Source organism: uncultured Stenotrophomonas sp. (genome assembly GCF_913778665.1).
Classification (GTDB): domain Bacteria; phylum Pseudomonadota; class Gammaproteobacteria; order Xanthomonadales; family Xanthomonadaceae; genus Stenotrophomonas.
In genome coordinates this window covers 432,399-452,952 of the sequence record NZ_CAJYVQ010000008.1, presented here as the reverse complement: position 1 = coordinate 452,952, position 20,554 = coordinate 432,399, and the positions used below count along the sequence as shown (strand labels likewise).

Annotated in this window: 22 protein-coding genes; 2 read left to right on the top strand and 20 right to left on the bottom strand. The window is 67.4% G+C overall.

The window, feature by feature from the left end; genetic code table 11:
* Positions 1–73 precede the first annotated feature (73 nt).
* The 17 genes from queE to aspS form a co-directional block, all read right to left on the bottom strand.
* Entirely contained in the window at positions 74–775 is a 702-nt protein-coding gene (gene queE / locus QZ853_RS10735) for a 7-carboxy-7-deazaguanine synthase QueE (protein ID WP_295572877.1), read from the bottom strand.
* Positions 776–983: 208 nt separating this feature from the next.
* A complete protein-coding gene (gene ybgF / locus QZ853_RS10730; protein WP_295572875.1) occupies positions 984–1,802 on the bottom strand; it encodes a tol-pal system protein YbgF in 819 nt (272 codons plus the stop codon).
* Between the two features lie 3 nt (positions 1,803–1,805).
* A complete protein-coding gene (gene pal / locus QZ853_RS10725; RefSeq protein WP_295572873.1) occupies positions 1,806–2,324 on the bottom strand; it encodes a peptidoglycan-associated lipoprotein Pal in 519 nt (172 codons plus the stop codon).
* A 64-nt stretch (positions 2,325–2,388) separates the two neighbouring features.
* The gene (gene tolB, locus QZ853_RS10720) at positions 2,389–3,708 is read right to left on the bottom strand and encodes a Tol-Pal system beta propeller repeat protein TolB (protein WP_295572871.1); all 1,320 of its coding nucleotides are present in this window, start codon (positions 3,706–3,708) and stop codon (positions 2,389–2,391) included.
* A gap of 185 nt (positions 3,709–3,893) precedes the next feature.
* Positions 3,894–4,949 (bottom strand): cell envelope integrity protein TolA, encoded by a 1,056-nt coding sequence (gene tolA / locus QZ853_RS10715; protein ID WP_295572869.1) that lies wholly within the window; start codon positions 4,947–4,949, stop codon positions 3,894–3,896.
* Positions 4,939–5,367 carry a protein TolR gene (gene tolR / locus QZ853_RS10710; RefSeq protein WP_008265776.1) on the bottom strand — a complete coding sequence of 143 codons (429 nt, stop codon included), beginning with the start codon at positions 5,365–5,367 and terminating at the stop codon, positions 4,939–4,941. Before tolR ends, tolA begins: the two co-directional genes overlap by 11 nt.
* 24 nt (positions 5,368–5,391) lie before the next feature.
* A complete protein-coding gene (gene tolQ, locus QZ853_RS10705) occupies positions 5,392–6,171 on the bottom strand; it encodes a protein TolQ (protein ID WP_006438802.1) in 780 nt (259 codons plus the stop codon).
* Positions 6,172–6,181: 10 nt separating this feature from the next.
* The gene (gene ybgC / locus QZ853_RS10700; RefSeq protein ID WP_295572866.1) at positions 6,182–6,613 is read right to left on the bottom strand and encodes a tol-pal system-associated acyl-CoA thioesterase; all 432 of its coding nucleotides are present in this window, start codon (positions 6,611–6,613) and stop codon (positions 6,182–6,184) included.
* Positions 6,603–7,643: a Holliday junction branch migration DNA helicase RuvB gene (gene ruvB / locus QZ853_RS10695; protein WP_107231780.1), complete on the bottom strand. Its 1,041-nt coding sequence runs from the start codon at positions 7,641–7,643 to the stop codon at positions 6,603–6,605. Before ruvB ends, ybgC begins: the two co-directional genes overlap by 11 nt.
* 446 nt (positions 7,644–8,089) lie before the next feature.
* Positions 8,090–9,940, bottom strand: coding sequence for a potassium transporter Kup (locus QZ853_RS10690; protein ID WP_295572864.1), 1,851 nt, complete (start codon positions 9,938–9,940; stop codon positions 8,090–8,092).
* A gap of 118 nt (positions 9,941–10,058) precedes the next feature.
* A complete protein-coding gene (gene ruvA / locus QZ853_RS10685) occupies positions 10,059–10,652 on the bottom strand; it encodes a Holliday junction branch migration protein RuvA (RefSeq protein ID WP_010481591.1) in 594 nt (197 codons plus the stop codon).
* A gap of 13 nt (positions 10,653–10,665) precedes the next feature.
* Positions 10,666–11,187 (bottom strand): crossover junction endodeoxyribonuclease RuvC, encoded by a 522-nt coding sequence (gene ruvC / locus QZ853_RS10680; protein WP_295572862.1) that lies wholly within the window; start codon positions 11,185–11,187, stop codon positions 10,666–10,668.
* Between the two features lie 105 nt (positions 11,188–11,292).
* Complete coding sequence (locus tag QZ853_RS10675; RefSeq protein ID WP_295572860.1) at positions 11,293–12,024, bottom strand: YebC/PmpR family DNA-binding transcriptional regulator; 732 nt, start codon at positions 12,022–12,024, stop codon at positions 11,293–11,295.
* A gap of 173 nt (positions 12,025–12,197) precedes the next feature.
* The gene (locus tag QZ853_RS10670; RefSeq protein ID WP_295572858.1) at positions 12,198–12,830 is read right to left on the bottom strand and encodes an alpha/beta hydrolase; all 633 of its coding nucleotides are present in this window, start codon (positions 12,828–12,830) and stop codon (positions 12,198–12,200) included.
* A 75-nt stretch (positions 12,831–12,905) separates the two neighbouring features.
* Positions 12,906–13,427 carry a GNAT family N-acetyltransferase gene (locus QZ853_RS10665; protein ID WP_295572856.1) on the bottom strand — a complete coding sequence of 174 codons (522 nt, stop codon included), beginning with the start codon at positions 13,425–13,427 and terminating at the stop codon, positions 12,906–12,908.
* A gap of 31 nt (positions 13,428–13,458) precedes the next feature.
* Positions 13,459–13,782 (bottom strand): DNA primase, encoded by a 324-nt coding sequence (locus tag QZ853_RS10660; RefSeq protein ID WP_295572853.1) that lies wholly within the window; start codon positions 13,780–13,782, stop codon positions 13,459–13,461.
* A 16-nt stretch (positions 13,783–13,798) separates the two neighbouring features.
* Positions 13,799–15,550, bottom strand: coding sequence for an aspartate--tRNA ligase (aspS, locus tag QZ853_RS10655; protein WP_295572850.1), 1,752 nt, complete (start codon positions 15,548–15,550; stop codon positions 13,799–13,801).
* Between the two features lie 158 nt (positions 15,551–15,708).
* Here aspS and QZ853_RS10650 point away from each other — a divergent pair, with 158 nt between their 5' ends.
* On the top strand, positions 15,709–16,455 hold the full coding sequence (locus QZ853_RS10650; RefSeq protein WP_295572847.1) for a DUF3011 domain-containing protein: 747 nt from the start codon (positions 15,709–15,711) through the stop codon (positions 16,453–16,455).
* Positions 16,456–16,587: 132 nt separating this feature from the next.
* On the opposite strand, the gene QZ853_RS10645 is transcribed toward QZ853_RS10650, so the two are convergent.
* From QZ853_RS10645 to blaL2, 3 genes are all read right to left on the bottom strand, one after another.
* Entirely contained in the window at positions 16,588–17,229 is a 642-nt protein-coding gene (locus QZ853_RS10645) for a hypothetical protein (protein WP_295572844.1), read from the bottom strand.
* A 53-nt stretch (positions 17,230–17,282) separates the two neighbouring features.
* A complete protein-coding gene (locus tag QZ853_RS10640; protein ID WP_295572841.1) occupies positions 17,283–18,497 on the bottom strand; it encodes a cation:proton antiporter in 1,215 nt (404 codons plus the stop codon).
* A gap of 85 nt (positions 18,498–18,582) precedes the next feature.
* Positions 18,583–19,494 carry a L2 family extended-spectrum class A beta-lactamase gene (blaL2, locus tag QZ853_RS10635; RefSeq protein WP_295572838.1) on the bottom strand — a complete coding sequence of 304 codons (912 nt, stop codon included), beginning with the start codon at positions 19,492–19,494 and terminating at the stop codon, positions 18,583–18,585.
* Between the two features lie 175 nt (positions 19,495–19,669).
* Here blaL2 and ampR point away from each other — a divergent pair, with 175 nt between their 5' ends.
* Complete coding sequence (gene ampR, locus QZ853_RS10630; protein ID WP_295572835.1) at positions 19,670–20,533, top strand: LysR family transcriptional regulator AmpR; 864 nt, start codon at positions 19,670–19,672, stop codon at positions 20,531–20,533.
* Positions 20,534–20,554: the final 21 nt, after the last annotated feature.

Genomic DNA, 20,554 nt, shown 5'->3' with positions numbered 1-20,554 from the left:
AACATCCGGTTGGGAGGGGGAAAGCCAGCACGCTGTCCCGCGCCGGAGTTACATCAGGGAACGTTGCCCGGCCTCATCGGCCCGGCTCGTCGTTCCACAGGATTTTATGCAACTGCATCTGGAAGCGCACCGGCAGGCGGTCTTCGACGATCCAGTCGGCCAGCTGGCGCGCGGTGATCTCGCCCTTGCTGGGCGAGAAGAACACGGTGCAGCGCTTGACCAGATCGTGCTGGGCCAGCAGGGCCTTGGCCCAGTCGTAGTCTTCGCGGCTGCAGATGACGAACTTGATCTGGTCGTGGGCGGTCAGCAGCGGCAGGTTGTCCCAGCGGTTGCGCGCCACTTCGGCCGAACCCGGGGTCTTGATGTCGACCACCCGCGATACGCGCGGGTCCACCGCGCTGACGTCCAGCGCGCCGGAGGTCTCCAGCGAGACCTCCATGCCGGCATCGCACAGCTTCTGCAGCAGCACCAGGCAGCGCTTCTGCGCCAGCGGCTCGCCGCCGGTGACGCAGACGTGGCGCACGCCCTGGGCCAGCACCTCGGCCACGATGTCGTCGATATCCCACCAGGTGCCACCATGGAAGGCGTAGGCGGTGTCGCAGTACTGGCAGCGCAGCGGGCAGCCGGTCAGGCGCACGAACACGGTCGGCCAGCCGGCGGTGTCGGCCTCGCCCTGCAGCGAAGTGAAGATCTCGGTGATCTTCAGGCGCGGCAGCGGCGACTGCACGATGTCGCTGGGGGTGGCGACGGCGTTGGACAGGGTAACGGCGGTCATGGCGGGCACTTCTTGGTGGGACACGTGGCGGGTGGGCTACCGTGGCCGGTAACGAACGCAGCTGAGCATGGCTCGGCTCTACAACACAGCAACTGGACGGGCATGGCCCGGCGCTGCCGGATCCGGCCGGGTTTGCCGTTCCGGAAACGAAAGCAGCCGAGCGTGGGCTCGGCTCTACAGGGCACCCATTGTACGCCCGGTCAGCGGATCAGCGGATCTGCCTGCCGAGGCGGATGGACTGCAGGCGGTCCTGGGCGGTGCGCGCGGCGTCCGAGCCCGGGTACTGCGCCACGACGGTCTCCAGCGTCTGCTGGGCCTGATCGATCTTGCCCTCGCCATACTGCGACAGGCCGATCTTGAGCAGGCCGCCAGCGGCCTTGTCGTGGGTCGGATAGCGCGCGAGCAGTTCGCGGAACTGGGTCTCGGCCATCGGGAAATTGCGGGTGGCGTAGTAGCTCTCGCCCAGCCAGTACAGCGCGTTCGGCGCGTAGACGCCGTTCGGGTACAGCTGCAGGAAGCTCAGGAACAGCTGCGCCGAATCATCGTACTTGCCAGCCTTCAGCGAATCGAAGGCGACGTTGTAGGAGGTGCGCTCGTCGCCGGTGGCGGCCAGGCTGCCGGCATCACCATGGACGGAAGGCGGCCGCTCGGAAGTGGCCGCCGCTGCGGGTTTTGCCGGGGCCGGGGCGGCCTTCGGCGCGCTCGCCGGAACGGGCGGCAGGGCCGGGGCTGCATTGCCCCCTTCCAACCGGTTCAGGCGGCTGTCCAGATCCAGGTACTGATCCTGGGCGGACTGCTTGAGCTGGGCATTGTCGTGCTGCAACTGCTCGATCGAGGCCTGCAGGCTCGTCACCTGCTGCCGCAGCTGGTTGATCTGGTTCAACAGGTCCTGGTTGGCACTGTTGTTGTACATCTGCTGCTCGAGCGCGCCGACACGATCGGCCAGGCTCTGTCGCTGTGCATGCGCCGGTGCGGCAGCCGCGAGGGCTGCCGCAACGACCAGCATCAATGTGATGCCAATGCGCATGGATTACTGCGCGGTGTAGACGATTTCGACGCGACGGTTCTGCGACCAGCAAGCCTCGTTCGACTCGGTGCAGACCGGACGCTCTTCACCGTAGGACACGACGGTCAGCTGCGAAGCCGAGCCACCGTTGGCCTGCAGGGCCGAGTTGACGCCGTTGCCACGACGCTCACCCAGGGCCTGGTTGTACGCGCGCGAACCGCGCTCGTCGGTGTGGCCCTGCAGGGTGATGCGCGAGGACGGACGGTCACGCAGGTACTTGGCGTGGCACGCCATGATGGCCTGGAATTCCGGCTTCACGTCTTCCTTGTCCAGGTCGAAGTAGACAACGCGCTGGCGCAGGCAGGCGTCGGTGTCCAGGTCGCCCGGGCCGTACAGGCCGGAGGTGGACGGACCGGTCGGGGTGGTGGTCGAGGTGCCGGTGTCGACCGGAGCCTGCGGCTCTTCCTTCACCTTCTTCGAGCAACCGGCCAGGACGGCCACAGACAGCAGGGAAACAAGCAGAACGCGGGTGGACTTGTTCATGGCGATACCTTTGTGGCTCCTAGGCCGATGAGGGGTTCAAGACAACGAAAATATTAACACTCTTTTAGCGCTGGGTACGGTATGGGGACCATGCCGGCTCGCGCACATCACCATCGGCCAGGACCAGGCGCTGGCGAACCCGCGCATCGGCCGAAACGGCATACAACACACCACGGCCACCTTCGCGGGCGGCGTACAGCACCATGCTTGCGTTGGGCGCGAAGCTCGGCGATTCATCCAGCGACCCCGGCGACAGCGTGCTCCAGCGCGGCGAGCCCAGCGAGCTGTCCATCACCGCGATCTTGTAGCTGTTGCCCGAGCCCTGCGCCACGGCGATCTTCTTGCCGTCGTAGGACACCGAGGGCTTGGCGTTGTAGTTGCCCTGGAAGGTGACGCGCTCGGCGCTGCCGCCGCCCGCACCGACCTTGTAGACCTGCGGACGGCCGCCGCGGTCGGAGGTGAAGTACACCGCGCTACCGTCCGGCGCCCAGGTCGGCTCGGTATCGATGGCGAAGTGGTTGGTCAGCTGGGTCAGCTGCTTGCTGCCCAGGTCCATCACGTAGATTTCCGGATTGCCGGAGCGCGACAGCGTCAGGGCCAGCTTGCGACCGTCCGGCGAGAACGCCGGGGCGCTGTTGATGCCACGGAAGCTGGTGACCAGCTCACGCGCGCCGGTGCCGATGTTCTGGATGTAGATGGCCGAGTTGCCACGCTCGAAGCTGACATAGGCCAGCTTGCTGCCATCGGGGCTCCACGACGGCGACAGCAGCGGCTCGGCCGAACGCACGATGGTCTGCGGGTTGTAGCCATCGGAGTCGGCCACCATCAGCGCATAGCGCATGGCGTCGCCCTTGCCGCTGGCGGTCACGTAGGCGATACGGGTCCAGAAAGCGCCGCGGACACCGGTGATCTTCTCGTAGATGGCGTCGGCCATCTGGTGGGCGACGTCGCGCATGGCATTGCCACGGGCGGTCATCGCCAGGCCGAGCAGGCGTTCGCCCTTGGGCACGTCGAACAGTTCGTACTCGACGCGGTAGGCGCCGGCACCGGCGTCGAGCACACGGCCGACCACGATGTAGTTCTGCTTCAGCGCACGCCAGGTGGCGAACTGGATATCGCCGCCGCGCACCGGCTTTTCGACGATCTGCGCTTCGGGCAGCGTGCGGAACTGGCCTGAACGCTCCAGGTCGGCGCGCACCACACCGGCAACGTCGGTCTGCGGGGCGGCCGCCGAGCCTTGGTAAGGCATCGGCACGATGGTGATCGGCAGCGCGGAGGCATTGCCGCCGATGATGTCGATATCCAGCCCCTTCTGCTGCGCGACGGCAGCAAAGGGCAGCAACAGGGCCGCAAACACGGCAAGCCAGCGAGGCATCTTTTTCATGGAGCGCTCAATAGGGGGAAACCGGAACGAGGGATAGCAAAGCGGAAGTGAACCGCTTCGCAATCATGAACCAAGGGTACGTGAATTCCGGGTCAGTTCCAGCCCGTGTTGTCACGCACCGTTAACGTCGCGGCCACCTTGGGGTGGCTTGGGCAGGGGCGACCGGACGGTTGCCCTGCCCTGCCTCAGCGATCCTGGGCGGTAAAGGTGAAGTTGAGCGTGCGTGCGAACACCGACTCGAAGCCGCGGTAGGGCAGCGGCTGCGCGTTGAGCACGGCGGCCTCGATCGAGCGCTTGCCAGCCTCGTCGTACGGGCAGCTCGGGCTGACCTTGGCCTGCATCACCGTGCCACCCGGGATCTGGGTGATGGTGATCTGGCAGCGCTGGCCCAGCGGCACCGTATCCGGACGCACCCACTGCGACAGCACCTTGGCCTGGATCGCTGCGGCGTACTTGGCCGAAAGATCGTCGCTGTTGCCGCCGCCGCCGGCCGCTGGCTGCGCGGCACCACTGGCGCCGGCAGCGGCCGTACCCGCCGCATTGCGCGCGGCAGCCACCTGGCGCAGCTTCTGCTCGGCCAGCTTGGCTTCCTTCTCGGCCTGCTCGCGCTTGGCACGGATCTCGGCGATCTTCTTCTGCTTCTCGGCCTCGGCCTTGTCCGCAGCCTGGCGCGCCTGTTCGGCCAGCTTCTTCTTGGCGTCTTCTTCCTGCTGCTTGGCCAGGCGCAGCTTCTGCTCGGCTTCTTCCTGGCGCTTGCGTTCGGTCAGGTCGATCTGCTCCTGCCGGCGCTTGGCTTCCTGTTCCTGCTTGGCCTTCTCCTGCGAGATGGCCAGTGCGTTGACCGCTTCCTGGTCCTTGGTGTCCGGCTGGGCCACACGCTCCTGCGCCTGTTGCTGCTGCGGCGTCGGCGCGTCCTGCGGGCGCGGTTCGGGAATCGGCTGCGGCGGCGGCACGGTGTCTTCGGGCACCGGGATCGGCTCGGCCACCGGCGGCGGCAGGTCTTCCAGCTTTTCCGACTGGCGCAGCGCCTGGCGTGCGGCGGCGGCCTCGGACGCGGACAGCGCCAGGCTGGCCTCGACCGACGGGTCGCCGGCGGCGGCATCGGTGTTGCGTTCGGGCGACCACAGCCAGGCGCCGATGAAGATCAGCGCGACCAGCAGATGCACCAGCACCGCCAGCGCCAGGGGCAGGCCCCAGCCGGGTTCGCGCTGCTGCGGGGGTGGCAGGGCGTCAGCGTGCATCGGTGGCCAGGCCTACCTTGTCTACCTTGGCGCGCTTGATCACATCCATGGCGGCGATGACCTTGTCATAGGCCACGGCGCGGTCGGCGGCGACGATCACGCGCACGCCCTTGTCCTGGGCGACGATGCCGGCCAGGCGCCCTTCCAGTTCCTCGGCCGACACCGCAGCCGGTTCCTTGGCGTCGGGCAGCTTCAGGCTCAGCTGGCCGTCCTGGCGCACCGAGACGATCACCGGATCCTGCTTGCTTTCCAGCGCCTTGGCGTTGGACTGCGGCAGATCGACGTCGAAACTCAGGGTGAGCAGCGGCGCGGTGACCATGAAGATGATCAGCAGCACCAGCATGACGTCGATGTAGGGAACGACGTTGATTTCCGATTTCAGCTTGCGGCGCTTGCGGCGACCGATGGCAGCGGACATGGCTTGGACTCCCGGGTCAGGCGCTTACTCGTCGCCAGCGCTCTGGCGCTGCAGGATGGAGCTGAACTCTTCGGCGAAGGTCTCGAACCGCACCGACATGCGCTCCACGCGGGTGGTGAAGCGGTTGTAGGCCCACACCGCCGGAATCGCCACGAACAGGCCGATGGCGGTGGCGAACAGGGCTTCGGAGATGCCCGGGGCGACGGCGGCGATACCGGCCTGCGCACCGCTGCTGATCATGTCGTGCATGGTCACCATGATGCCGAACACGGTACCGACCAGGCCCACGTACGGCGCGGTCGAGCCGATGTTGGCCAGCAGTTCCAGATTGCGCTCCAGCTGGTCCACTTCGCGGGTATAGGTGGTACGCATGGCACGCTGCGCGCCTTCCAGCTGCGCACGACCATCCAGACGGCGCTTGTCGCGCAGGCGGGTGTATTCGCGGAAACCGGCTTCGAAGATCGCTTCCAGGCCGCCGACATTGCGGCTGCGGTCGGTGGCCGAGCTGTACAGCTTGCCCAGGTCGGCGCCGGACCAGAAGCGGTTTTCAAATTCGTCGGCTTCACGGGTGGCCTGCTTGAACACGCGGGCCTTGCGGAAAATGATCACCCAGCTGACGAACGAGCCGACCAGCAGCAACAGCACGATGATCTTCACCGGCAGGCTGGCCTTGGCCATCAGTTCGAGGTAGTTGATCCCGCCGCCGGTGGTGGCCTGGGCAAGGGTCTGGGTCGCGGCGTTGCTGACATCGGCCGGCAGTGCCTCGGTGACCGTGGCCTGCAGGGCCAGGAGCGTTGCGATCATCCGTTGTTCCTCAAAGTTCGGATTCGGGGTGGAGGTGGGGTTGCAGCACGGCAAGGACGGCGTCGTCCATGCCACGCGGGCGGAAACTGGCCGCTTCCAGTGCGGCGATGCGGACCTGTGCCGACAGCAGCAGCTCGCCGTCGCGCAGGATCTGCTGGTCGAAGACCATGCTGGCCTTCTTCAGCTGGACCAGGCGGGCGCTCACCTGCAGGGTGTCATCCAGCCGTGCCGGCCTGATGAAATCCATCTGCATCGAGCGCACCGCGAAGACCATCCCGTGCTCGGCGCGCATGCGCTCCTGGCCGTAGCCCAGCGCACGCATCCATTCGGTCCGGGCCCGTTCCATGAAGGCCACGTAGCGGGCGTGGTAGACCACGCCACCTGCGTCGGTATCTTCCCAGTAAATGCGTGTCGGCCAACTGAATCGCGGCTCAACCGACATCGGGAACCTCCGCGAACAGGTCCTGCGGCGGGTTCTTCGGCTTCAGGCCCATGTGCCGGTAGGCCTTGTGGGTGGCCATGCGGCCGCGCGCGGTGCGCACCAGGAAACCCTGCTGGATCAGGTACGGCTCGACCACGTCTTCCAGCGTGCCGCGCTCTTCGGACAGCGCCGCAGCCAGCGATTCGATACCGACCGGGCCACCGTCGAAGTAGTCCACCATCGTTTTCAGCAGACGCCGGTCGAGCTCGTCGAAGCCTTCCGGGTCGACCTTGAGCATCTTCATGGCTGCCTGGGCCACGGGCTCGTCGATGTGGCCACCGGCCTTTACCTGGGCGTAGTCGCGCACGCGGCGCAGCAGGCGGTTGGCGATACGCGGGGTACCCCGCGCGCGGCGCGCGATCTCGCCGGCGCCATCGGCAGTGCAGTCGATGCCCAGGATGGCGGCAGAGCGGCGCACGATCCGGGTCAGCTCTTCGACGCTGTAGAACTCCAGGCGCTGGACGATGCCGAAGCGGTCGCGCAGCGGCGCGGTCAGCAGGCCTGCGCGGGTGGTGGCGCCGATCAGGGTGAACGGCGGCAGGTCGATCTTGATCGAGCGCGCCGCGGGGCCCTCGCCGATCATGATGTCGATCTGGAAGTCTTCCATCGCCGGGTACAGCACTTCTTCCACCACCGGCGACAGGCGATGGATCTCGTCGATGAACAGCACATCGTGCGGCTGCAGGTTGGTCAGCAGCGCGGCCAGGTCGCCGGCCTTCTCGATCACCGGGCCGGAGGTGACCCGCAGCGCCACGCCCAGCTCGTTGGCGATGACGTGGCTGAGGGTGGTCTTGCCCAGGCCCGGCGGGCCGAAGATCAGCACGTGGTCGAGCGCATCGCTACGGGCCTTGGCCGCTTCGATGTAGATCTCCAGCTGCTCGCGCACCGGGGCCTGGCCAAGGTAGTCGGCAAGGCGCTTGGGGCGGATGCTGGCGTCGGCGGCGTCATCCTCGCGGGTGGCGCCGGCGCCGATGATGCGGTCGTCGGTCATGTGCTGATTATGCGGCAAAAGTACGGGTTTCGGCCGGGCTGCGCCCGGCACCCGCAGAGGCAACGGCAACGTCAAAGGCCGAAGCAAAGGCAGGCGTTCCGTGAAATGGCGGGGTGGGTCCGGTTGAGGGGGACGCCGTGAACCCATCCCTGGGGGCTTGGTCGCGGCATCCATGCCGCTCACACCCCCTCAACCGGACCCATCCCGCCTTCGACAGATCGCCGCGATCTGTTGGTGGGTGTCGACCTTGGTCGACACGGTAGATCCACGCCATGCCTGGATGGGACAGTGGAGGAGAGTGGGCTCAGCCTCAGGCGCGCGGCATCTCCGCAAGTGGAGCCCCCTTGTTGTTCAAGGGGGCGCGCCGACAGGCGGGGGGATAAGGTGGAATGCGCGCGGGGCCCGCGGTTTGCGTAGCAAATCGTGGGGCGTAGCGCAGGTGGAGATTAAATCTCCACCTGCGCGCCCAGCTCGACCAAACGGTTGCCTGGAATCCGGAAGAAGCCCGTGGCCGGCGCGGCATTCCGATGCATCAGCGCGAACAGCTTGTCGCGCCAGATCGGCATGCCGCGGTTGGCGGTGGCGACGATGGTCTCGCGGCTGGCGAAGAAGGTGGTGTCCATCGGGTCGAAGTAGATGCCGCCGTGGTCGCACGAGCGCATCAGCGCCAGCGGCACGTCCGGCGTTTCCATGAAGCCGAAACGCACGTAGACGCGATAGAACTCGTCGCCGACCGATTCGATCTTCAGCCGCTGCCCCTCCGGCGCATACGGCACGGGCAGGGTCACCACGTGCAGGAACACGTTGCGCTCGTGCAGCACCTTGTTGTGCTTGAGGTTGTGCATCAGCGCATGCGGCGCCACGCTCGGGTCAGCGGTGAGGAACACCGCGGTGCCCGGCACGCGCACTGGCGGGGCCAGCATCAGGCCCGGCAGGAAGGTATCCAGGCGGATGCCGTCCTTGCGGATTTCATCGCGCAGCAGCTCGCGGCCGCGGCGCCAGGTGCGCATCATGGTGAACAGGAAGATGCCCAGCACCACCGGGAACCAGGCGCCCTGCAGCAGCTTGGCGCCGTTGGCGATGACGAAGCCAAGGTCGATGATGAAGAACACCACGCACAGCGGCAGGATCCAGGCGCGCGCCTTGGGCCACAGCGAGCGGGCGACCAGGGCCAGCAGCAGGGTGTCGATCAGCATGGTGGCCGACACCGAGATGCCGTAGGCCACGGCCAGGTTGGACGAGCTGCGGAAGGCCAGCACCAGGCCGATCACCATCACTGCGATGCCCCAGTTGATGCCCGGGATGTAGATCTGGCCGATGGTGTCGTGCGAGGTGTGCTTGATGCGCATGCGCGGGATGTAGCCCAGCTGCATGGCCTGGCGCGAGACCGAGAACGCACCGGTGATGACCGACTGCGAGGCGATCACCGCCGCCATCGTGGCCAGGATGATCATCGGGTACAGCGCCCACGACGGCACTGCTTCGAAGAACGGGTTCTTCAGCGCCTCCGGATGGTTGAGCACCAGCGCGCCCTGCCCCAGGTAGTTCAGCACCAGGCACGGCAGCACGAAGAAGTACCAGGCGTGGCGGATGGGCTTGGCGCCGAAATGGCCCATGTCGGCGTACAGCGCTTCGCCACCGGTCACCGCCAGCACCACCGCACCGAGGATGAAGATGCCGTGCCAGCTGTGCTCCATGAAGAAGCGGATCGCCCACCAGGGGTTGAACGCCTTCAGCACTTCCGGCGCGTCGACGATGTTGTAGATGCCGATCGCTGCCAGCGAGATGAACCAGACCGAGGTGATCGGGCCGAACGCCTTGCCGATCTTCTCGGTGCCGAAGCGCTGCGCGGCAAACACCATCAGCAGCACCACCACGGTGATCGGCACGATGAAGGCATGCAGCCCGGGGGCCGCCACCTCCAGGCCTTCAACCGCGCCCAGCACGGAAATGGCCGGGGTGATCACGCCGTCGCCGAAGAACAGCGAGGCGCCGAAGATGCCGAGAATGCCCACCACATACGCCGAGCGCGAGCCGTTGCGCAGCGTGCGCTGGGTCAGCGCCATCAGCGCCATGATGCCACCCTCGCCATCATTGTCGGCGCGCATGATGATGGTCACGTACTTCAGGGTGACCACGATGTTCAGCGCCCAGAACGCCAGCGACAGCACGCCCAGCACGGTGTCGTGGTCGCTGTTGAGCCCGTAGTGCGGCGAGAACGCCTCCTTCAGGGTGTACAGCGGGCTGGTACCGATATCGCCGAAGACCACGCCGATCGCACCGATGATCAGCGCCATGCCTCCGGCTGGAGGAGCGTGACCGTGGCCGCCGGGGGCAGCTGCGTGCGGGGTTTGACTGCTGGACATGGGACTCCTGGCGAAGCTCAGGCGGTGTGTTGAAGGAAAGGAAGGCGGATCAGCGCAGCGCCGACTGCAGCGCCTTGCGGATCACGGTGGCCACTTCATCGCCTTCATTGAAAGCGTCGCGGGCCATGCGGGCGGCTTCAGCCGGCTTGTAGCCCAGCTGCTGCAGCGCCACGGTGGCATCGGACAGCGGGTCGGCCGGGGCCGGGCCACTGCCGGTGGGCAGCGCGCCGCCGGCACCGAACTGCGCCGCACGGTCGCGCAGCTCCAGCACCATGCGCTCGGCGGTCTTCTTGCCGATGCCCGGGATACGGGTCAGCGCGGTGATGTCACCGGCCTGGACCATGCGCGCAAATTCTTCGACGGTGACGCCGGACAGCACGGCCAGCGCGATCTTCGCGCCGATGCCACTGACCTTCTGCACGTCGCGGAACAGGCGCCGCTCGCCCTCGCGCAGGAAGCCGTACAGCGAGACGCTGTCTTCCTTCTGCGCGTAATGGGTATACAGGGTGACCTCGCGACCGAGCTCGGGCAGGTCGTAGAAGGTGCTCATCGGCGCCTCCAGCTCGTAGCCCACTCCGTTCACGTCCACCACCAGCCACGGCGGCGCCTTGTAGGCGACGATGCCGCGCAGTCGACCGATCATTGCGTGCAGCTCCTCATTTGCGGCCCCACGCCTGGCGGGCACTGAGCCCCAGGCGGTTGGCCGTTGCCCTTACGTGGGCATGGGTGATCGCCACCGCCAACGCGTCGGCCGCGTCGGCCTGCAGCTTGGTTTTCAGGTTGAGCATGAGCCCGACCATGTGTTGAACCTGTTGCTTTTCGGCGCCACCGCGGCCGACCACGGCCAGCTTGATCTCGCTGGCGGCATATTCGTGCACCGGCAGGTCGCGCAGCACCACGGCGGAGATCGCCGCGCCACGGGCCTGGCCCAGCTTCAGCGCCGAGTCCGGGTTGCGGGCCATGAACACCTTTTCGATGGCCACTTCGTGCGGCTGGTACTCGCGGCACAGCTCGGCCAGGCCCAGCACCAGCAGTTTCATGCGCTGCGGGAAGTCGTCGGCGCCCAGCAGCACCAGCGGCTGGTGGTGCACGTAGCTGACGCGGCCGGCGGCGTCGACATCGATGATGCCGACCCCGGTCCGCTGCGAACCGGGGTCGATGCCGAGGATGCGGGTCATGCGGCGCTCCTGGCGGGGCGGAACGGAGTGCGCTGGCAGGCGTATGGGCTCATGACTGTCCGCGGTGACCGTTCAACGGCCCGCGCCCAGGCCGTCGAAGACGGCTCAGGCGTAGGCGTCGGCGCCAAGTTCGGCGTTGGAATACACGTCCTGCACGTCGTCCAGGTCTTCGAGCATGTCCAGCAGCTTCTTGACCTGCAGGGCGACGTCGCCCTCGACCTTGATGTCGTTGTCGGCGCGGAAGGTGATCTCGGCGTGATCGGCGACATGGCCAGCAGCGGTCATTGCGTCCTTGACCGCGTTGAACGCGTCAGGGCTGGTGACCACATCGATTGAGCCATCGTCCGGATAGACCACGATGTCATCGGCACCGGCCTCGATGGCTGCTTCGGTGATGGCATCCTCGTCGGCGCCGGGAGCGAAGCTGAGCACGCCCAAGCGCTTGAACATGAAGGCCACCGAGCCTTCGGTGCCCATGTTGCCGCCGCACTTGCTGAACGCATGGCGGACGTCGGCCACGGTGCGCACGCGGTTGTCGGTCAGGCAGTCCACGATCACGGCCACGCCACCCGGGGCGTAGCCCTCGTAGCGGATTTCCTCGTAATCGACGCCTTCCAGTTCACCGGTGGCCTTCTTGATGGCGCGCTCGATCACGTCCTTGGACATGTTCACGGCCAGGCCCTTGTCCATTGCCGTGCGCAGGCGCGGGTTGTTGTTGGGGTCGCCTCCACCGCCGCGCGCGGCAACGCCGATCTCACGGATGATCTTGGTGAAAATCTTGCCACGCTTCGCGTCGGACGCGTTCTTGCGGGCTTCGATGGAGGGACCTCTACCCATGGGTGCTACCGTCTGGCTGCTTCAGGATCAAGGCGCGGATTCTACCTGATCGGGGGCGGCAACCGTGTCTAGGGCCGTATTGTTGTAGAGCCGAGCCAATGCTCGGCGCAATGGGCCCAACGCGAATACAGCCGAGCATGGGCTCGGCTCTGCAGGGCGCCCCCGCCCTCCCCCTATGCGGCGGCGGCGTCGCGGCTGTGATCGAACTGGCCGTGGCGCAGGAAATGCGCGGTCTGCCGCGCGGCATCGGGCGACACCACCAGGCCGCTGTGGCTGGTGCGCACCACGCAATGGTCGGCCAGGCCCGGCAGGCGGGTCTCGGCCAGCGCCACGGTGCCGTCGGAGGCGTCGTCGATCGCGCCCAGCAGGCTGCCCAGACCATGCGGCACCGAGCCGGCAATCAGCCCGACTTCGGCCGTGCCCTGCCAGTCCGGCAAGCCGTCCAGCAGCAGTTCGCTGCTGCGGCCCAGCGCCAGGCCCCAGCCGTGCTCGGACAACGAACGCGCCGTGCCGCTGCCGCGCAGCGGCGAGCCCAGGCAGACCACGCGCTGCACCGGCAACTGCGGATTGCGGCGCAGCGCCTCCAGCGCCAGCAGCCCGCCGAGGCTGTGGCCGACCAGCGACAGCGGGCCGGCATCGGCCAGCCGCTCCAGCAGCTGCGGCACTGCCACGTCGGGGCCACCGAAGACCGAGGAATAGCCAAATGCGTGCACCTGGAAACCACGTGCGCGCAGGCGCCAGGCCAGTGGCCCGACCCAGGCGCGGGCATTCCAGATGCCATGCAGCAGCAATACGGGGGGAGTCATGCAGACAGCCTGGCAGTGAGCGGGGCAGGAACGTACGGTGATTGAACACGCGCGCGCAGCAAGCGGCGGTGAACGTCAGGCAGCGCGCGGTGCGCGGCGCAGGATGTACTCAAGATCTTGGGTGTCGCCGACCGGGAACAGGTATTCGCCGGCCTTCTCGAAGCCATAGCGGGCGTAGAAGCGCTGCGCGCCAAAGTTCTCCGACCACACGCCCAGCCACAGCGTGCGCGGGCCGTCGTGTTCCAGCCAGGCCAGCGCGGTTTCCAGCAGGCGGCTGCCCCAGCCACAGCTCTGCTGGGTCTTGATCAGGTACAGGCGCTTGAGCTCGCCATCGCCTGCTTTCACCTCCGGGTGCGGCAGGCCACAGGGGCCGGCGGCGGCATGGCCGACCGCCTCCCCGTCCAGCTCCAGCAGCCACACCGCGTAATCGGGGTGGGCCAGGATCACGCGCTGGCGCTCGACCGCGTAGGCCTCATCGAGAAAGGCCTGCAGGTGCTCCGGCGGATACAGATGGCCGAAGGTTTCGGTGAACGTGCGGGCGGCCAGCGCCGACAGGGTCGGCGCGTCGTCCACGGTGGCGCGGCGGATCGAATACATGCAGCAAGTTGACGTCAGGGCGAAGGGTGGGTCAAGCCTTTTCCGGTGCTTCGGCGGCTTCGTCGTCCTCGTCCTCGTATTCCTCTTCTTCGTCCTCTTCCTCGCCTTCCTCGTCTTCGTCCTCGTCGTACTCTTCCTCTTCCTCTTCGTCGTCTTCGTAATCCTCGACGCCGAAGTCTTCACCATCCCAGCGGCCTTCGCCGTCGGCGACGAAGGTCAGGGCCATCGCCGAGGGGTTGGTACCGACACGGACCAGCCAACCACCGAACACACGTGCACGCTCGGTGACCAGGTTGGCCTCGGAGCCTTCATTGCCCAGCTTTTCCCACTCCAGCGAAAACGCAAACTCGGTCATTGCCTGGATCTCCTGATCAGTTGGTCTTGGGGCGAACCTGGATGTGCACTTCGGCCAGCTGCGCGTCGACGATCGGCGACGGCGCGTCGGTCATCAGATCCTGTGCACCGGTGGTCTTCGGGAACGGGATGACGTCGCGGATCGAATCGGTGCCGGCCATCAGCGCGGCGATGCGGTCGATGCCGAAGGCGATGCCACCGTGCGGCGGGGCGCCGTAGTTCAGCGCGTCAAGCAGGAAGCCGAACTTGGCGCGGGCCTCTTCGGCGCCGATGCCGAGCAGTTCGAACACCGCGCTCTGCATGTCCGGACGGTGGATACGGATCGAACCGCCGCCGATTTCGTTGCCGTTGAGCACCATGTCGTAGCCGCGCGAGACGGCGGTACGGGCATTGGCGCGCAGGTCGGCGATATCGTCCACGGCCGGTGCGGTGAAGGGGTGATGCAGGGCGACGTAACGCTGTTCTTCCTCGTCCCACTCGAACATCGGGAAGTCAGTGACCCACAGCGGCGACCAGCCGTCGGCGACCAGGCCGAAGTCCTTGCCCGCCTTCAGGCGCAGCGCGCCCATGAAGTCGGACACCTTGTTGTAGCTGCCGGCGCCAAAGAACACGATGTCGCCGTTGCCAGCGCCGACATGGGCCACCAGCGCGGCGAAGGATTCCTCGCTGAAGAACTTCTGGATCGGCGAGCTGACTTCACCGTTGTCGGCAATCTTGATGTAGGCCAGGCCCTTGGCGCCGTACTTGGCGGCATGCGCGGCGTACTCGTCGATCTGCTTGCGCGACAGCGACGCACCACCCGGGATGCGCAGCGCGGCAACGCGGCCCTCGGCATCATTGGCCGGGCCGGTGAACACGGCAAATTCGCTGTCCTTGACCAGATCGGCCACGTCGACCAGCTCCAGCGCGATGCGCAGGTCCGGCTTGTCCGAACCGTAACGGCGCATGGCCTCGGCCCAGGTCATGCGCGGGAAGCTGGCGTCCAGCTCGACGTCAACCACTTCCTTGAAGATGGCGCGGATCATGTCTTCGACGAAGTCCTGCACGTCGCGCTCGCGCACGAAGGCGAATTCCATGTCCAGCTGGGTGAATTCCAGCTGGCGGTCAGCACGCAGGGCCTCGTCGCGGAAGCAGCGCGCAATCTGGTAGTAGCGGTCGAAGCCGGCCACCATCAGGATCTGCTTGAACAGCTGCGGGCTCTGCGGCAGGGCGTAGAACTCGCCCGGATGCATGCGCGCCGGCACCAGGAAGTCGCGGGCGCCTTCCGGGGTGGCCTTGGTCAGGATCGGGGTCTCGATGTCCTGGAAGCCCTTTTCGTCGAGGTGACGGCGCAGGGCCTGCACCAGCTTGATGCGGGTGCGCTGCATGCGCTGCATTTCCGGGCGGCGCAGGTCCAGGTATCGGTACTTCAGGCGGGTTTCCTCGCCCGGGTTCTCGTGGGCGTGGAACGGCAGCGGCGCGGCCTTGTTCAGCACGGTGATGGCAGTGGCGATCACTTCCACCTTGCCGGTACGCATCTTGTCGTTGACCGCGTGGCGCGCGCGCACCACGCCTTCCACCTGCAGCACGTCCTCGTAGCCCAGCGACGCGGCCACGGCGAACACTTCGGCGTTGTCGACCTCCACGGTCACCTGCACGATGCCCTCATGATCCCGGAGATCGATGAAGCAGACGCCGCCCTGGTTACGGGCCACGTCGGTCCAGCCGGCGAGGGTGACAGTCTGGCCAATCAGGGTCTCGTCGACCAGGCCGCAGAAGTGGGTACGCATGGGGGGAAGCTCCGCTGGAGAACGCCGGCACCGGATGGGGGCCGGAAAGCCTCGTATTCTGCGGCCGAGGCCCCGGCCGGGGCAAATCCGCCCAGTCACACCGGCTTGATCGCCTCCCTCCCTATAGTCGGACACCTGCCACCGTATGGGATGCCGCCATGAAACCGCTGTCCCTGGCCAGCCTGGCCGTGACCCTCAGCCTGGGTGCATTGGGCACCCTCGCCCTGCCCGCTCCGTCCGCCTCTGCGCAGGACGGGGTGATCCGCTGCGAAAGCCAGAGCAATCGCGAACGCGTCTGCAACACCGGCTGGCGCGGCGCGCAGCTGGTCCGCCAGTTGTCTGGCAGCCCCTGCGAGGAAGGCCGCACCTGGGGCAGCCGCAACGGCACCATCTGGGTCACCGGCGGCTGCCGCGCCGAGTTCGTCGAGTCGCGTGGCGGCTGGGGCGGCGGCAATGGCGGCGGCTGGGGCGGCAACAACGGCCGCCCCGGCGAGACCATCCGCTGCGAGAGCCAGAACAACCGCGAGCGCAGCTGCCCGGTCGGCTGGCGCAACGCCCGCCTGGTCCGCCAGCTGTCCGGCAGCCCCTGCCAGGAAGGGCGTACCTGGGGCGTGCGCAACGGTGCAGTCTGGGTCAACGGCGGCTGTCGCGCCGAGTTTGCCGAAGCCCGCGGCTGGGGCGGCGGCGGCGGCGGCGGTTGGGGCGGCGGTGACCGCAACTACTCCGTCACCTGCAGCAGCAACAACAACCGCACGCAGACCTGCGACTGGGATGCACGCCAGGGCCGACCGGTGCTGCAGCAGCAGCTGTCCGGCAGTGCCTGCCAGGAAGGCCGCAGCTGGGGCTATTCGCGCGGCCAGGTGTGGGTAAGCAACGGCTGCCGCGCGCGCTTCGGCGTGCGTTGAGTCTGCGGTCGCATCCCTGGCCGATGGCCAGGGCTCTGCTCCGGCCGGGGATCCCGCATCCACGCATGGCGTGGATCTACCGGCCATCTTTCCCAGGTCGGAGCCTTCCGCAGGAGGGATCCGACACCGCGATCACGGTGCGGGCGCTTTGTCGTCACCCCACGGTGGCGGTGGCAGGTCGACCGGCTTGCTCAGGTCGAACTGCACGCGGAACCGTCGGCCGTCCGGGCGGGTCAGTTCGTAGACGAACGTCTGGTCGGGGTCGATTTCCATCGCCCAGATGTTGAAGGTCGACGCCAGCATGCCGGCCCGACGGAACATCGCCACTGAATCGCCATCGGCCGGGAACTGCTGGCGCCCGGCGGTGCCCGGCGGCGTGCTGTCGCCACCATACAGGGTGATCGCGTCGGCGCTGCCGTCTTCATGGCGGTGATCGTGCTTCAGGCGCAGCCCGTTCGGCGTGCGGGTCAGCACCCAGGTCCGTGAGTGGTCATCCCCCACGTGGAACGGGATGCGCAGCTCATGTGCTGGATCGGCGCAGCCACGCACATGCATCACCAAGCGCTGTCCGGCGAACGGATCCTTGCCGGTCGGGGCCGGCGTGTCTTCGACCACCTTGCCGGCATAGGCATGGCCGCAGTGGGCGGCGACCGCAGCCAAGAACGCATCGGCCGGTGCGGTCGCGAGGTCATGGGCGACCGTATCGGTGCGCTGCGTGCACGCAGCGAGGCTGAGCAGGAGGACGGTGGCGGTGGCAACGGCGGGCAGTCTCATGCCCCAACCCTAACGGCCATGAACGATGGGCGCAAACCGCACGCCGCGCCTGCTCAGCGTTTGGCGTGCGGTGCTGCCGCCACCGCTTCGGTCGCCGCAACCGGTGCCGCCTCGCCCTCGCCTGCCGGCTCCTGTTCCACCGGATCGACATCGAACGGGGTGCGGAACACCAGCGATGGCAGCAGCGTGGTCAACGCGGCATACAGCAGCAGCGCGCCGAACAGTACCGCCGGAATCTGGAAGCGCTCGCGCATGATCGCCGCCAGCACCAGGGTGAAGATCAGCGTCGGCGCCAGCGCCAGCGAGACCCGCAGGCTGCTGCGGAAGCTCTCGCCGAACATCACCCGGCGCTGCAGCCAGACCACGCCGATGCGCAGCGGCAGGACCACCAGGGTAATCACGATGCCCAGCCCGAGCGCCTCGAAGCTGAGCGCCTCGCTGGGCACCTTGGTGCCGGCGTTGAAGAAGTAGAACGGCACGAAGAACGAGGCGAACAGGCGCAGCGCGTGCAGGTTTTCGTGCGAGGCCAGCAGCGGCATGCGCTGGTGCAGCAGGCGCGCGACCAGCCCGGCGATGAACGCGCCGACCAGGTAGTACACGCCCAACAGGTAGGTGATGTAGGCCGCCACCATGCCCACCATCACCAGCAGCGAGAATTCCGAGCCGGGCGCGTGCGGCGCCACCCAGCGTCCCAATGCAATGAACAGCAGCGGCAGGCCGACCATCATCGCCAGCAGGGCCAGGCTGGACAGCGCCATGTGGCCCGGATCGCCCGCCTGCAGCACGATGAACAATGCGGCCAGCGCCAGCAGTTCGCCGGCAATGGCCTTGCTGGTCACCCAGAACCGCTCGTCCTCGCTCAAGCCCAGCCGCGACAGCGAATCCATAATGAAACCGGTGGAGGGCGTCAGCAGCGCCAGCGCCAACAGGCCCGCGGCCTGCCAGGGAAGCCCCGCATAGCGCCAAGCCAGCCAGCCCACGCCGAACAAGGTCGCGCTACGGATCACCAGGTGCGCCAGCAGCGGCCACATGCCACGGCGCAGCGCCTGCAGGTCCACTTCCAGGCCCGCGAACAGGAACAGCGAGGAAATACCCAGCGTGGCCAGCAGGCCGATCACAGCATCGTGGGCCTGGTCGCCCAGCCACAGCATGCCGATGATGCCGAACAGCAGGCAGGTCAGTGGTGCGGGCAGGCTGAAGCGCTGCAGCGCGCGCGGGATCACCAGCAGCGCGAAGATCAGCAGCAGGTAGATCAACTCATGGCTCATCGGGGTCTTCCGTGGGGTTCGAACGCGCGCAGGATGCGCGCGCCGAACCGATCCGGCAAGCCGCGTCTGAATGACCCCGGTTACCTCATCCGATCAGCCGATCGGCGATCCGCCCCACCTGGGCCAGCACGAGCGCACGCTGCTCGTTGCTGATTGCGCCTGCCTGCAGATAGGCGGTCAGCAGCCACGGTGCGCCGCCCGCGCGCGGCCACAGCACGGCGATGTCGTTGCGCGCGTCCTCGCCATTGCTGCCGGTCTTGTCGCCCACCCGCCAGCGCTGGCCCAGCCCCGCACGCAGGCAGGCATCGCCGGTTTCGTTGTCGATCAACCAGTCGGCCAGCTGCTGGCGCGAAGCCGGCTGCAACACCTGCCCCAGCACCACGCGCTGCAGCGAACCAGCCATCGCCGCCGGCGTGGTGGTGTCGCGCGGATCGCCTTCGGCGAAGCTGTTCATTTCCGGCTCCAACCGGTCGCTGCGGCTGACCGTATCGCCACTGGCACGCAGGAACGCGGTGACCGCAGGCGGCCCGCCGACCACGCCGAACAACAGGTTGGCGGCGGTGTTGTCGCTGGTGATGACCGTGGCCCGGCAGAGATCGCGCACGGTCATGTCCTTGCCGACATGGCGGCGGGTCACCGGCGCATGCGAGAGCAGGTCGGCCTCGCGCACCGGCACGCGCTTGTCCAGCAAGGCGGGAGTGCGTTCGGCGTGGCTGAGCACGGTGGCGGCCAGCATGCTCTTGAAGGTGCTGCACATCGGGAAACGCTCGTCCTGGCGATGGCCGACGCGGCGACCACTGGCGGTGTCGAGCAGGGTGACGCCGAGGCGTCCGGCGCAGGCCTTTTCCAGCGCGGCGAAATCGCGGGCGGCGGTGATGGCGGCATCGGTCGGGCCGGCGGTGGAGGTCGCGCCTGCCGCGCGTGCCAGCAACGGCAGGGCGAGCGAGGAAGCAACGGCGGCACCACTGAACTGCAGGAATCGGCGACGGGCAAGCATGCGGGGTTCTCCTGGGGACCAATGGATTATTGGCCCCCTCTTCCAAGGACGACCAGCGCAAAAAATCATCGCCAGACATTAGTTCAATTCATGTGTTGCGCATTCAACCCCTTAATTGACGGCACTTACAGATAACGGGTTACGATCAGCCATCATTCCAGCTCACGACTGCGCCATGCTGCACCCCACCCTGCCGCTGAACGCGCTGCGCGCCTTCGAAGCCGCCGCCCGCCATCAGAACTTCACCCGTGCCGCACTGGAGCTGTGCGTCAGCCAAGCGGCGCTGAGCCATCAGATCCGAGGCCTGGAGGACCGTCTCGGCATCCGCCTGTTCCACCGCCTGCCGCGCGGTGTCGCCCTCACCGATGAAGGCGCCGCGCTGTATCCGGTGCTCAACGAATCGTTCGAACGCATCTCGGCCAGCATCGCGCGCTACACCGGCGGGCCGGCGCGTGAGGTGCTGACCCTCGGTGTGGTCGGCACCTTCGCCACCGGCTGGCTGCTGCCGCGGCTGGCCGCGTTCGAGGCCGCCCACCCGGACATCGAGCTGCGCCTGCAGACCCACAACAATCGCATCGATCTGGCTGGCGAAGGCCTTGACCTGGCGATCCGCTTCGGCGACGGCGACTGGCAGGGCCAGGCCTGCACCGCAATCCTCGACGCGCCATTCGCGCCACTGTGCGCACCGGCCCTGGCACGTCGGCTGAAACAGCCGCGCGACCTGGGCTCGGTGCCGCTGCTGCGCTCCTACCGCAGCGACGAATGGCCGCGCTGGTTGCAGGCGGCGGGTGTCAACGGCGTGGAAGCACGCGGGCCGGTGTTCGATTCGTCGTTGACGGTGGCGATGGCGGCGGCTGGCGGTGCCGGCGTGGCGCTGCTGCCGTTGCGCATGTTCGAGCAGGAGCTGGCCGAGGGCCGGTTGCTGCAGCCGTTCAGCACCACGCTGGAGCTGGGCCGCTACTGGCTGACCCGGCTGCGCTCTCGCGCCGAGCGTGAGCCGGCAAAGCGTTTCCGCGAGTGGCTGCAGGCGCAGGGATGATGTAGCGCCGAGCCCGCGCCC

What these genes read in the sequence shown, in the direction of transcription:
- queE (WP_295572877.1), bottom strand. Translation starts at nt 775, where the DNA reads ATGACCGCCGTTACCCTGTCCAACGCCGTCGCCACCCCCAGCGACATC.
- ybgF (WP_295572875.1), bottom strand. Translation starts at nt 1,802, where the DNA reads ATGCGCATTGGCATCACATTGATGCTGGTCGTTGCGGCAGCCCTCGCG.
- pal (WP_295572873.1), bottom strand. Translation starts at nt 2,324, where the DNA reads ATGAACAAGTCCACCCGCGTTCTGCTTGTTTCCCTGCTGTCTGTGGCC.
- tolB (WP_295572871.1), bottom strand. Translation starts at nt 3,708, where the DNA reads ATGAAAAAGATGCCTCGCTGGCTTGCCGTGTTTGCGGCCCTGTTGCTG.
- tolA (WP_295572869.1), bottom strand. Translation starts at nt 4,949, where the DNA reads ATGCACGCTGACGCCCTGCCACCCCCGCAGCAGCGCGAACCCGGCTGG.
- tolR (WP_008265776.1), bottom strand. Translation starts at nt 5,367, where the DNA reads ATGTCCGCTGCCATCGGTCGCCGCAAGCGCCGCAAGCTGAAATCGGAA.
- tolQ (WP_006438802.1), bottom strand. Translation starts at nt 6,171, where the DNA reads ATGATCGCAACGCTCCTGGCCCTGCAGGCCACGGTCACCGAGGCACTG.
- ybgC (WP_295572866.1), bottom strand. Translation starts at nt 6,613, where the DNA reads ATGTCGGTTGAGCCGCGATTCAGTTGGCCGACACGCATTTACTGGGAA.
- ruvB (WP_107231780.1), bottom strand. Translation starts at nt 7,643, where the DNA reads ATGACCGACGACCGCATCATCGGCGCCGGCGCCACCCGCGAGGATGAC.
- QZ853_RS10690 (WP_295572864.1), bottom strand. Translation starts at nt 9,940, where the DNA reads ATGGCGCTGATCATCGGTGCGATCGGCGTGGTCTTCGGCGATATCGGT.
- ruvA (WP_010481591.1), bottom strand. Translation starts at nt 10,652, where the DNA reads ATGATCGGTCGACTGCGCGGCATCGTCGCCTACAAGGCGCCGCCGTGG.
- ruvC (WP_295572862.1), bottom strand. Translation starts at nt 11,187, where the DNA reads ATGACCCGCATCCTCGGCATCGACCCCGGTTCGCAGCGGACCGGGGTC.
- QZ853_RS10675 (WP_295572860.1), bottom strand. Translation starts at nt 12,024, where the DNA reads ATGGGTAGAGGTCCCTCCATCGAAGCCCGCAAGAACGCGTCCGACGCG.
- QZ853_RS10670 (WP_295572858.1), bottom strand. Translation starts at nt 12,830, where the DNA reads ATGACTCCCCCCGTATTGCTGCTGCATGGCATCTGGAATGCCCGCGCC.
- QZ853_RS10665 (WP_295572856.1), bottom strand. Translation starts at nt 13,427, where the DNA reads ATGTATTCGATCCGCCGCGCCACCGTGGACGACGCGCCGACCCTGTCG.
- QZ853_RS10660 (WP_295572853.1), bottom strand. Translation starts at nt 13,782, where the DNA reads ATGACCGAGTTTGCGTTTTCGCTGGAGTGGGAAAAGCTGGGCAATGAA.
- aspS (WP_295572850.1), bottom strand. Translation starts at nt 15,550, where the DNA reads ATGCGTACCCACTTCTGCGGCCTGGTCGACGAGACCCTGATTGGCCAG.
- QZ853_RS10650 (WP_295572847.1), top strand. Translation starts at nt 15,709, where the DNA reads ATGAAACCGCTGTCCCTGGCCAGCCTGGCCGTGACCCTCAGCCTGGGT.
- QZ853_RS10645 (WP_295572844.1), bottom strand. Translation starts at nt 17,229, where the DNA reads ATGAGACTGCCCGCCGTTGCCACCGCCACCGTCCTCCTGCTCAGCCTC.
- QZ853_RS10640 (WP_295572841.1), bottom strand. Translation starts at nt 18,497, where the DNA reads ATGAGCCATGAGTTGATCTACCTGCTGCTGATCTTCGCGCTGCTGGTG.
- blaL2 (WP_295572838.1), bottom strand. Translation starts at nt 19,494, where the DNA reads ATGCTTGCCCGTCGCCGATTCCTGCAGTTCAGTGGTGCCGCCGTTGCT.
- ampR (WP_295572835.1), top strand. Translation starts at nt 19,670, where the DNA reads ATGCTGCACCCCACCCTGCCGCTGAACGCGCTGCGCGCCTTCGAAGCC.